The sequence below is a fragment of the Streptomyces sp. NPDC057638 genome, from assembly GCF_042800315.1.
In the GTDB taxonomy this organism is placed as follows: Bacteria; Actinomycetota; Actinomycetes; order Streptomycetales; family Streptomycetaceae; genus Streptomyces.
The window spans coordinates 1-11,014 of record NZ_JBHVHF010000274.1; the positions used below are offsets into that span (position 1 = coordinate 1).

The window sequence follows — 11,014 nt, forward strand, 5'->3', positions numbered from 1 at the left end:
GGGCCGGTCCGTCCGGACCGGCCCCACGGTGCGTGGTGATCTCTTAGTTCATGACCGCCATGGCGAGCGCGCGGCGGGCGCGCAGGGAGACGCGCTCGGCGCGGCGCTGCATGCGCCGGGCGGTGACCAGGCGGATGGCCCGGCGTTCCACGTCCGCTTCACGCAGACGGTCACGCATATGGGCGCGTGCCAGGGCTTCTGGGATGAGTTGCATTTCGCGGGTCCTGTTCTGACGCGAGGCGTTCGCGCCAATGGTGGTGACAGCTGGAGTAGCGGAGCCGGAGGGCTCGCTCGCGGAAGTGGGCATGGGGGCCTGCTTCTTGGGATCGTGCGTGAGGGGGCGGTCGATGGTCCCGATGACGTTCATGCCGTGACCGGGTTCTTGCGCGGACGGCCACGCGGCCGCTTGCGGGCGACGACCACACCCTGGACGAAGAGCTCCCCGCCCCAGACGCCCCAGGGCTCACGCCGCTCCTTGGCGCCCGCGAGGCAGGCTGCCATCAGCGGACAGGTGCGGCAGAGAGACTTGGCGTACTCGACGTCGGCCGGGGACTCGGCGAAGAAGACCTCGGGGTCGTAGGAGCGGCACGGTACCGGTACACCGAGGTTCTCGATGGCGTCGTCGAGCGCGGTCAACGCGGTGAGCGGGGTCAAGGTGGTGTCCTCCGTGGGGACAGACGGCGGGATGGTCTCGGAAGGCGGTACGGACGGGGCGTGCGCTTCGAGTTGCACGGTGGTGTCGTTCCTCGTCTTGTCGGTCCGGCCGGTCGGCCGGTGTGTGGTCCCCGGCGCGGCCGGGGGCTGGTACCGGGTGCTGCTGTCCCGAGGCCCCTTCGCTCCGCCTCCCCGTGACGGGGAAAACAGAAGGGCCGCGGATCCCATGTGGGGTTCCGCGGCCCTGAAGGCGCCGACCTGACTAGATCAGGCTGGATCGCTCCAGGGTGGGAGCCCACGGAAGGCCCACGTGTTGTGCTTGTTGTGCTTGGTCTGCTTCTGGGTGGCACCGGACGCCGCAAAGGCATAGGCCTTGGCCTGCGCCACTACTCCTGCTTCCCGTGCCGTGGTCGGTCGCTCGGCCCGCTCCAGGACAGGGAGTCCACCCAGGGTCATGACGGGACGCTCAGCGCCGAAGCCAGGCAGACCGGTGCCGCTGACCGGGAAAGCGAGCGGCGCGATGAGGCCGAGCGAGCAGGCGGAGACGACGACGGAGCGATCGGTCATGACGATGCTGCGGGCAGTGGTGCTGGTGCGCTTGGTGTAGCTGATCACTTGTCTCGCCTCCTCTCGGCGTCTCGGGACCGGCCGGGGCCGGTCACTGCTATTCGGATAAGTACAACACGAGGACAGGGCTTCAGAGAAGCCGCTGTTCGCGTGGTTAAGAACCTATGGGGACTGCTGGGGCGGGCGCAAACTATTTTTCCGACGAGTTTCCCTCAGCTCTCGTCCGCATCCTCCGCGACGTCGACATCTGGGTCTTGACCTGCGCAGATGGCCAGCACATCGGCGCCGAAGCGCTCCAGCTTGCGGCCTCCGACACCGGAGATGCCCGAGAGCTCATGGGAGTCGCCCGGCACGGCTTCGGCAATGGCCATCAGCGTCTTGTCGGTGAACACACAATAGGCGGGCTGTCCCAGTTGCTTCGCCTGGTCGGACCGCCACTCGCGCAGACGCTCGTAGAGCGCCTCGTCCATGTCGGAGGGGCAGTCCTCGCACCGCATCAGTTTCATCTCGCCCGCGTCGGTGAGCGTCTTGCCGCAGACCCGGCAGAGCACGGGGCCGCGCCGCTTGCGCCGGGAGCCCCGCTCAACGCCGCCCGCGCCTGCGGCACCGGGTGCGCCGGGAGCGGCGGAGCCGGGGCGCATCCCCTTGAGGAAACGTGTGGGGCGGCGGGAGGCGCGGCCTCCGGGTGAGCGGGAGAGCGCCCATGACAGGGAGAGGTGCACACGGGCGCGGGTCACCCCGACGTAGAGCAGCCGACGCTCCTCCTCGACCTGCTCATCGGTCTTGGCATAGGTGATCGGCATCATGCCCTCGGTGAGGCCGACCAGGAAGACGGCGTCCCACTCCAGGCCCTTGGCCGCGTGGAGCGAGGCGAGGGTGACGCCCTGGACGGTGGGGGCGTGCTGGGCGGCGGCCCGCTCGTCCAGTTCGGCGACGAGGTCGGCGAGGGTGGCTTCGGGCCGGACACGGGAGAAGTCCTCGGCGAGCCGCACCAGGGCGGCCAGGGACTCCCAGCGGTCGCGTACGGCGCCGGAGCCCGCCGGAGGCTCGGTGGTCCACCCCTTGGTGGAGAGCACGGCACGGACCTGGGCGGGCAGGTCCTCGGCGTCCTCCAGGAGGGAGTCATTGCCTCCGGCGCGGGCGGCGCCGCGCAGGGCGACGCCCGCCTCCCGGACCTCCTGACGTTCGAAGAAGCGCTCGGCGCCACGCAGCTGGTAGGGGACTCCGGCATCCGTGAGGGCCTGCTCATAGACCTCGGACTGGGCGTTGACCCGGTAGAGGACGGCGATCTCTCCGGCCGGAACACCGTCGGCGATCAGATCGCGGATGCGGCGGGCGGTGCCCTCGGCCTCGGCGGGTTCGTCCGCGTACTCCACATAGGCGGGGTCGGGGCCGGGGTCGCGCTGGGAGATCAGTTCGAGGCGGTGCTCCGCCGCTCGCCCCCGGGCCTGGCTGAGCAGTCCGTTGGCGAGATGGACGACCTCGGGGGTGGAGCGGTAGTCACGGACCAGTTTGACCACGGTCGCGGAAGGGTGACGGGTGCGGAAGTTCAGCAGGTGGTCGGGGGTGGCGCCGGTGAAGGAGTAGATCGTCTGGCTGGCGTCCCCGACGACACAGAGGCTCTCGCGGTCTCCGAGCCAGAGGTCGAGCAGACGCTGTTGGAGGGGGCTGACGTCCTGGTACTCGTCGACGACGAAGTGCTGGTACTGGCGGCGGATCTGGTCGGCGATGTCATGGCGGTCCTGGAGGATGCCGACCGTGAGCAGCAGTACATCCTCGAAGTCAATCACCGCGCGATCACGCTTGAGCTGTTCGTAGGTGCCATAGATCTGGCTGATTTCCGCAGGGTCGCGCGGGGCGTCACGGAGGGACTTGGCGACGGCCGCGGGGTAGTCGGCGGGCACGGTCTGGGTGACCTTCGCCCACTCGATCTCGCTGGTGACATCGCGCAGCTCGTTGCGGTCGAGCCGGATACGGCAGCGCGCGGCGGACTCGGCGACCAGCTGGATCTTGCGCTCCAGCAGCCGGGGAAGTTCCCCACCGATCACTTTCGGCCAGAAGTACTGGAGCTGTCGGAGGGCGGCGGAGTGGAAGGTGCGGGCCTGGACCCCGCCCGCACCGAGCTGGCGAAGCCGGCCGCGCATCTCTCCGGCCGCGCGATTGGTGAAGGTGACGGCCAGCACGCTGGCCGGCGGGAGTATGCCCGCGCGGACTCCGTACGCGATGCGATGGGTGATCGCGCGGGTCTTGCCCGTGCCGGCGCCCGCCAGCACGCACACCGGGCCGTGCAGGGCCGTGGCCACCTCGCGCTGCTCGGGGTCGAGCCCGTCGAGCACCGCGTCGGCCGACTCGGGGACCCGGGGGAAGAGAGAGGAGTGCGTTGCTGCTGTCACCCCGCCATGCTGCCAGGTCCGGCGGGGCGGAGGGTGCGCTTGTCCACAGCGGAGCGTAGGCGGTCGTACCGGTACGGGAATGGAGGCCAGGTCAGCTGCGTTCTACCGATGGGCCCGGAGGGTCCACAGCGTACGAAAGTCCTGGTAGGAATCGGGCGAGGGGCCGGGAACGGCGCCTGAGCACGGTTCGGGGCCGCTGTGGGGTTCTGTGGACGGACGGTGCCCGCGGTGTGGGAGACATCCCCCGCCGGACCGTGAGAGCCACGTTCGCGAGAGCGTGAACCCAACAGACACACACGAACCCAGCCGAACCCAACAAGATCAACGAGATCGACGAGACTGAGGAGCCGAGAGCCGATGTCGGGCACCGTGACGATGTACAGCACCACGTGGTGCGGCTACTGCCGCCGTCTGAAGAGCCAGCTGGACCGCGAGGGCATCGCGTACACCGAGATCAACATCGAGGAGGACCCGGAGTCGGCGGCCTTCGTGGAGAAGGCCAACGGGGGCAACCAGACCGTTCCCACGGTCCTCGTGGTCCCGCCGAGCGGCGCGGCTGACGTCGTGATGACGAACCCGAGCCTGGCTCAGGTGAAGCAGGCGCTCGCGAGCTGAGCCGATCGCCCACGGCTTCCTGTGACGGCCCGGTGTACCGCCGTACGCGGGCACACCGGGCCTCGCGCGGACGGCGGGCGCGCCCCCCGAACCGGGCGTGGCCCGGGTGGCGCGGGTGGGGTGGCCGTCAGATGACGCGCCCGGGCTTGGGCAGCGGTTCGCCGTACCAGAGCGCGATCAGGCGTGCCGCTATGGAGACCCCGTACGGGGGCAGGACCTCGCCGGAGGCGAACGCGGCCCGCAGTTCCGCGCGGGAGAACCAGCGCGCCTCGTGGAGCTCCTCACCGTCGACGGTGATCGCCGCCGAGGTGGCGCGGGCGGTGAAGCCGAGCATCAGGCTGGAGGGGAAGGGCCAGGGCTGGCTGGCGACGTACCGCACATCGCCGACGGTGACGCCCGCTTCCTCCCATACCTCGCGCCGTACGGACTGCTCGATCGACTCACCAGGCTCCACGAAGCCCGCGAGGGTGGAGAAACGACCCTCCGGCCAGTGCAGCTGGCGGCCGAGGAGCGCGCGGTCGTCCTCGTCCGTGACCAGCATGATCACGGCCGGGTCGGTACGGGGGTAGTGTTCGGCGCCGCACGCCTGGCAGCGGCGGACGTGTCCGGCCGCCGCGATGACCGTGCGCTCGCCGCAGCGGGAGCAGAACCGGTGCAAGCGCTGCCAGTTCTCCAGTGCGACCGCGTGGGCGAGCAGGGCGGCGTCGCGCGGGGCGAGCAGCAGTCCGGCCTCACGCAGCCCGGCGGGGCGGGCGGACTGGTCCATCCGGCCCGGAAGGGTGTCCTTCTGGAGCGCGAAATAGCGCACGCCGTCCTGGTCGGTGCCGAGGAAGTAGCGGTGGGTCTCCGTGACGGGCGCCTCGAAGGCAGGGGTCATCACCAGTTCCGTCCGCCCGTCGGCGGTGTCGTCGATCAGGGCCCGGCCGCCCGAGACCACGAAGACACGGGTCGTCGGGTGGCTCCACGCGGCGGCCAGCCATGCCTCGTCAAGCCGGTGGTGTGCCTCGCGGTCGATGCCGTTGGGCTCGGTGAGGCTGATGGGCGGCAGGCTGAGGCCGGTGGTGTGGTCCGCGGTGGCGTGGCCGTTGGTGCTCACGTACTTCCAACTCCCCCGGGTGGGTTGGGTCTCGGTTCTGCGGTCGGCGTCGGGTCAGCTCAGGGCGGTGGCGAGGTCGTCCCACAGATGGGCGGCCGTCTCCACCCCCTTGAGGAGCAGATCCACCTCGACCTTCTCGTTGGGCGCGTGCCAGCCGTCGGACGGTACGGAGATGCCGAGGAAGAGCACGGGAGCGCCGAGGACGTCCTGGAGATCGGCGGCGGGCCCGGAGCCCCCCTCACGGGTGAAACGGATCTTCTGGCCGTCGAAGGCGCGGCTCATGGAGCGGACGACCGATCGCAGGGCGGGGTGGTCCAAGGGGGTCAGACAGGGCCGGGTGGAGCCGGTGAACGCGATGTCGTAGCGGATCCCGGCGGGGACGCGGTCGGCGACCCAGCGGCTCACGGCGACCTCGACGGCGCTCGCGTCCTGGCCCGCCACCAGCCGGAAGGTGAGCTTCAGGGTGGCGGACGAGGGAATGATCGTCTTTCCGCCGGGGCCCTGGTAGCCACCGCCGATGCCGTTGACCTCGGCGGTGGGGCGGGCCCAGATCCGCTCCAGGGTGGTGTATCCGCTCTCCCCGAGGGTGGCGTGGGAGTGGGCGGTGGAGAGCCAGGACTTCTCGTCGAAGGGGAGCTCGGCGAAGAGTTCGCGCTCGGCCGGGGAGAGCGGGGTGATCCCGTCGTAGAAGCCGGGGATCGTCACCCGCTCGTCGGCGTCGTGGAGGGCCCCGGCGATACGGGCGGCGACCGTGGCCGGATTGGGCACGGCACCGCCGAAGGAACCGGAGTGGATGTCCTGGTCGGGGCCGTCGAGGCGGATCTCGCACTCGGCGAGGCCGCGCATGCCGGTGCAGACCGTGGGTGTGGTCTCGGACCACATCCCGGTGTCCGAGACGATCACCACATCGGCGGCGAGACGGTCGGCGTGCTCCTCGACGAGGGCGCGGAAGTGCGGTGAGCCGGACTCCTCCTCGCCCTCGATCAGCAGTTTCAGGGTGACGGCCGGGGCGGTGCGGCCGGTCGCCGCGAGGTGGGCGCGGACCCCGAGGGTGTGGAAGAAGACCTGGCCCTTGTCGTCGGCGGCGCCACGGGCGTAGAGCCTGCCGTCCCGGAACAGCGGCTCGAAGGGGTCGCTGTCCCAGCCGTCCTCACGGGCCGCGGGCTGGACGTCGTGGTGGCCGTAGACCAGGACGGTCGGCGCGCTGGAGTCCTCGGCCGGCCACTCCGCGTAGACCGCGGGCGCGCCGGGCGTGGGCCACACCTCGGTGACCGGGAAACCGGTCTCGGCCAGGGCGGCCGCGAGCCACTCCGCGCTGCGCCGTACGTCCCCGGCGTGCTCGGGCTGGGCCGAGACCGAGGGGATGCGCAGCCACTCCGCCAGGTCGGAGAGGAAGGTGTCGCGGTGCTGGTCGATGTACAGACGGACGGCGCTGTCCGAGGTGTCGCTCATGTGTCTGAGCCTAACGGTCGTCGGCGGCCTCCTCTCCCGCCATCTCAGCGGCCCCGGCGTCCGCCGCCGTCACTCTTGGCGCTTCCGTCCCTGGTGCTCTTGGCTCCCTCGGCTCTGCCGGTATCGCGTCGTCCAGCTGATCCGGGCCCTCCGGCTCTTCCGACTCCTCTGGGGGCTCTGGGGCCTCTGGCTCTTGCGGTCTCTCTGACTCCCGCGCCTCTCGCGGCGCGGTGCCGACCAGGATGCGCTCCAGTTCGGTACGGCCCGGCAGCCGCCGGGGGCGGACGACCTGCCCGTCGCGGACGAAGACGAAGGCGGCGTCCACGGCCTCCGGAGGCACACCCTGCTGCTCGGCCCAGGCCAGCCGGTAGATCGCGAGCTGGAGCGGATCGGCGGTGGCGGCGCGGCCGGTCTTCCAGTCGACGATCTCGAACGCGTGGCCTTCGGTGTCTCCGGGAGCGCGGTACACGGCGTCGATACGTCCGCGCACGACCCGCCCCGCGAGGGTGATCTGGAACGGGGACTCCACCCGGTAGGGCGTCCGTCGCGCGTACGGAGTGCGCTCGAACGCCTCCTTGAGCGCCGCGAGGTCTCGCTCGTCGGCGATCTCCACCGCGTCGGGGCCGTCCACGCCGCCCGGCAGCTCGTCGGGGTCCAGCAGGGGCAAGGGCAGTTCCTCGAAGCGTGACTCCACCCAGGCGTGGAAGCGCGTCCCTCGGCGCGCCGCGGGCTGCGGCGGCCGGGGCATCGGCCGGGCCAGCTCGCGCGCGAACCCGTCGGGGTCGGCGGCGAGCCGCATCAGTTGCGACGCGGTCAGGGACGCGGGCAGCAGCACATCCCGGCCGCTCCCGCGTGATCGCCTCAGTTCCCCGGCGAGCGCGTCGAGATCACGGTCCCAGGAGGCGACCGCCCGTGACTCCTCCGGGGTGAGCGCGGTGTCGGAGTTCATGGCGTGGAGCGCGTCCAGGGTATCCGGATCCCCGGGGGGTGCCGGTTCCATGGCGTCGTGGTGCCGTGGCGCGCCGGGAGACGGCCGCCCGGACGCGTACGGAGGCGGGGAGCCGTCGTACGGAGGCGGGGAGCCGTGAGGGCCCGGGCCGGAGCGAGCCCGCGGGGCGGGCGGGAGCGGCAGGGAGGCGGGCGGGCCCTCCTCGTACGGAAGCGGCTCGCCGTCGTGCGAGAGCGGCTCGCCGTCGTCATACGGGAGCGGCTCGTCATACGGGAGCGGCTCGCCGTCCTCGTACGGGTCGGGCCCGTCCGGGGTGGGCTCATGCTCCGGGAGGCCCTCGGGGAAGAGCTCCTCCGCCGGGGCGTCCGGGGCGAAGGGCGCGGTGTCGGAGGGCGCGGCGGGCGGCCCGGCGGTGGCTTCGGTGCGCAGGTGAGCACGTACGGTGGCCGCCGCCCGGCGGCGGCGGGCCAGGGAGATCTCGTCCAGCGGGAGCGGCCAGGCCCGGTCGGGAGCGTCGGTGACCAGGGCCGGGTTCTCGGCCTTCTCGTCCGGCGCGGGCGCCCACTCCTCGATCTCCCCATGTCCTTCGGCACAGTGCTCGTACAGCGCCGTCAGGAAGGCGGAGGGACCACGAGGCCGCTTCTGGGTCGGGCCCCACCAGTGGGCGGAGCCGAGCAGCAGGGAACGCGGCCGGGTGAAGGTGACATAGCCGAGCCGCAGCTCCTCGGTGTGCTGGTGGGCCTTCATCCCTTCCTTGAACGCCTTCAGGCCCTTGGCGTCCCACTCCACGATGTCGGGAAGGGTCCGCGCGTCACCACGCAGCGCGTGCGGCAGGACCTGGGGGTGCGCGGTCCATGACTCGCGCGCCTGCTCGCTGGGGAACTGCTTGGCCACCAGACCGGGGACGGCGACCACGTCCCACTCCAGGCCCTTGGACTTGTGCGCGGTCAGGACCTTGACGGTGTTCTCACCGCCGGGCAGGGCGTTGTCCAGCCCCTTCTCGTACTGCGCGGCGGTGCGGAGGAAGGCCAGAAAGGCCAGGAGCGACGCCTGACCGTCCAGGGCGGCGAATCCGGCGGCGATGTCCAGGAAGTTCCCCAAGGTCTCGCGCCGCCGCGCCGCCAGGGCGTGTGGGGAGGCGGAGAGCTCGACCTCCAGGCCGGTGGTGGTGAGGACGCGGTGGAGAACGTCCATCAGCGGATCGGCGAGGGAGCGGCGCAGATCGCGCAGTTCGGCCGCGAGGCGGGCGAAGCGCACCCGGGCGTCGGCGGAGAACGGGAGCTGGTCGTCGGTGCCGCCGTCGAGGAAGGTGTCCAGCGCGTCGGCGAGCGAGACCACCTCGGCGGGGTCGGTGCCCTCGACGGCGGCGGCGAGCCGCTCGTCGGCGTCCGCGTCACCTTCGGTGGCGCGGTGGACCAGGAGCCGGGCGCGGCGGCCGAGCAGGGCGAGGTCACGGGCGCCGATCCGCCAGCGGGGCCCGGTGAGCAGCCGGACCAGGGAGGCGTTGGCGCCCGGGTCCTGGAGGACCTCGCAGACGGCGACGAGGTCGGCGACCTCCGGCAGATGGAGCAGCCCGGAGAGGCCGACGACCTCGACCGGCACGTCCCGGGCCACGAGCGCGCCCTGGATCTCGGGGAAGTCGCCCGCCGTGCGGCACAGGACGGCGATCTCGCCCGCGGGGACACCGGTGCGCACCAGATGGGCGATGGAGTCGGCGATCCAGGCGATCTCCTCCGCCTGGGTGGGCAGGAGGGCGACGCGGACGGACCCGTCGCGCTCGGCACCGGGCGCGGGCCGCAGCGCCTCCACGCCCTCGTGGCGGGCGCGCAGAGGGGCGGCGAGCCCATTGGCGAGCTGGAGCAGCCGTCCGCCGCTGCGGCGGTTCTCACTGAGGGCGAAGCGGTCGGCGGGGCGGCCGTCGGCATGCGGGAAGTGGGCGGGGAACTCGTCGAGGTTGGCGACGGAGGCGCCCCGCCAGCCGTAGATCGCCTGGCAGGGGTCGCCGACGGCGGTGACGGCGTGCCCAGTGCCCTGGCCGAAGAGGCCGGAGAGCAGCAGCCGCTGGGCGACCGAGGTGTCCTGGTACTCATCGAGGAGGACGACCTGGAATTCGTCCCGCAGGATCGTCCCGACGACGGGCCGGGTGAGCGCCAGCTCGGCGGAGAGCGCGATCTGGTCACCGAAGTCGAGCAGATCCCGCTCCCGCTTGGCCGCGCGGTAGCGGGCGGTGAGGTCGAGCAGCTCGCCGCGGGCGGCGACGGCCTCGGGAATGGCCCGCAGCTCCGCGTTGGTCAGCCGGGCGTCCGCGAGGGCGGTGAGCAGTTCCTGGTCATGGGCGGCGAGCCGCTCGGGCGTCACCAGGTGCTCGGACAGCTCGCCGTCGAGGGCGAGGAGATCGCTGACGAGGGTGGGGAAGGAGCGGGTCAGCGCCGGGTACGGGCCGGGGGCCTCCCGCAGCACCCGCGCGGCGAGCTGGTAGCGGGTGGCGTCGGCGAGGAGGCGCGCGGTGGGCTCCAGGCCCAGCCGCAGTCCGTGGTCGGTCAGGAGCTGTCCGGCGAACGCGTGGTAGGTGGAGATACGGGGCTCGCCCGGGGGGTGGTCGGGGTCGATGGCGTCCGGGTCGGTGATCCCGGCGCGCACCAGCGCGGTACGCACCCGCTCGGCCAGCTCTCCGGCGGCCTTGTTGGTGAACGTGAGCCCGAGCACGCGCTCGGGCGCGACCTGTCCGGTGCCGACCAGCCACACCACGCGGGCGGCCATCACCGTCGTCTTCCCCGAGCCCGCTCCGGCCACGATGACCTGCGGGGCGGGCGGCGCGGTGATGCAGGCCATCTGCTCCGGTGTGAAGGGGATGCCAAGGAGCTCTTTGAGCTGCTCGGGGTCGGTGAGGCGTGGGGTCACCTCTAGAGGCTAAACGGAGCCGGTGACGGTCCGGGAAGCCTGTGGATAACCCTCGCGGGGTGGTGGGCCTGTACGGCCCGGTGAGGTTGGGGGCCGGGACAGCACGCCTAGGTGTGTTGTCCCGGGACGTTGGTGACACGCGTGCTGGGTGATTGAAATGGGTGAGGACCTCTGGGTTTGGTGTGGATTACGACATCTGCACCAGCCCGGGAGGCCCTCGTGTCCCACCGTAACGCCCCGCTGACCGAGACCGGCCGCTTGCGTCTGGCCCGCTGTGTCGTCGACGAGGGCTGGCCCCTGCGCCCTGCGGCCCGGGTGTGGGTGCCCCCGGGCAGAGCCCGGGGGCACCCCCAGCGTTGTCGGGCTTTCCCGAGTACGTCCCGTACG

7 protein-coding genes and 2 pseudogenes are annotated in these 11,014 nt (G+C 71.9%); 2 read left to right on the plus strand and 7 right to left on the minus strand.

Annotated elements, in window-relative coordinates; translation table 11 throughout:
* Positions 1–43: 43 nt before the first annotated feature.
* From ACFVIM_RS27675 to ACFVIM_RS27690, 4 genes are all read right to left on the minus strand, one after another.
* The gene (locus ACFVIM_RS27675; RefSeq protein ID WP_384306695.1) at positions 44–367 is read right to left on the minus strand and encodes a hypothetical protein; all 324 of its coding nucleotides are present in this window, start codon (positions 365–367) and stop codon (positions 44–46) included.
* Complete coding sequence (locus ACFVIM_RS27680; protein ID WP_384306698.1) at positions 364–732, minus strand: WhiB family transcriptional regulator; 369 nt, start codon at positions 730–732, stop codon at positions 364–366. The genes ACFVIM_RS27675 and ACFVIM_RS27680 overlap by 4 nt, the downstream gene beginning before the upstream one ends.
* A 189-nt stretch (positions 733–921) precedes the next feature.
* Positions 922–1,269: a hypothetical protein gene (locus tag ACFVIM_RS27685; RefSeq protein WP_384306701.1), complete on the minus strand. Its 348-nt coding sequence runs from the start codon at positions 1,267–1,269 to the stop codon at positions 922–924.
* 164 nt (positions 1,270–1,433) lie between these two features.
* Entirely contained in the window at positions 1,434–3,614 is a 2,181-nt protein-coding gene (locus tag ACFVIM_RS27690; protein ID WP_384306703.1) for an ATP-dependent DNA helicase UvrD2, read from the minus strand.
* Positions 3,615–3,971: 357 nt separating this feature from the next.
* Between ACFVIM_RS27690 and ACFVIM_RS27695 the strand changes: the two genes are divergently transcribed.
* On the plus strand, positions 3,972–4,229 hold the full coding sequence (locus tag ACFVIM_RS27695; RefSeq protein ID WP_384306705.1) for a mycoredoxin: 258 nt from the start codon (positions 3,972–3,974) through the stop codon (positions 4,227–4,229).
* Positions 4,230–4,356: 127 nt separating this feature from the next.
* Here ACFVIM_RS27695 and nudC read toward each other — a convergent pair whose 3' ends face one another.
* The 3 genes and pseudogenes from nudC to ACFVIM_RS27710 all read right to left on the minus strand — a co-directional run.
* Entirely contained in the window at positions 4,357–5,325 is a 969-nt protein-coding gene (nudC, locus tag ACFVIM_RS27700) for an NAD(+) diphosphatase (RefSeq protein ID WP_384306708.1), read from the minus strand.
* A gap of 54 nt (positions 5,326–5,379) precedes the next feature.
* A complete protein-coding gene (locus ACFVIM_RS27705) occupies positions 5,380–6,777 on the minus strand; it encodes a dipeptidase (RefSeq protein ID WP_384306712.1) in 1,398 nt (465 codons plus the stop codon).
* A 214-nt stretch (positions 6,778–6,991) separates the two neighbouring features.
* Positions 6,992–10,627, minus strand: a pseudogene (locus ACFVIM_RS27710) (UvrD-helicase domain-containing protein); the annotation flags it as partial.
* A gap of 219 nt (positions 10,628–10,846) precedes the next feature.
* Here ACFVIM_RS27710 and ACFVIM_RS27715 point away from each other — a divergent pair.
* Positions 10,847–11,014: pseudogene (locus ACFVIM_RS27715) on the plus strand (IS481 family transposase); the annotation flags it as partial.

Bases quoted from the DNA above. Each gene is read 5' to 3' on its own strand.
- ACFVIM_RS27675 (WP_384306695.1), bottom strand. From the start codon at position 367: ATGAACGTCATCGGGACCATCGACCGCCCCCTCACGCACGATCCCAAG.
- ACFVIM_RS27695 (WP_384306705.1), top strand. From the start codon at position 3,972: ATGTCGGGCACCGTGACGATGTACAGCACCACGTGGTGCGGCTACTGC.
- ACFVIM_RS27705 (WP_384306712.1), bottom strand. From the start codon at position 6,777: ATGAGCGACACCTCGGACAGCGCCGTCCGTCTGTACATCGACCAGCAC.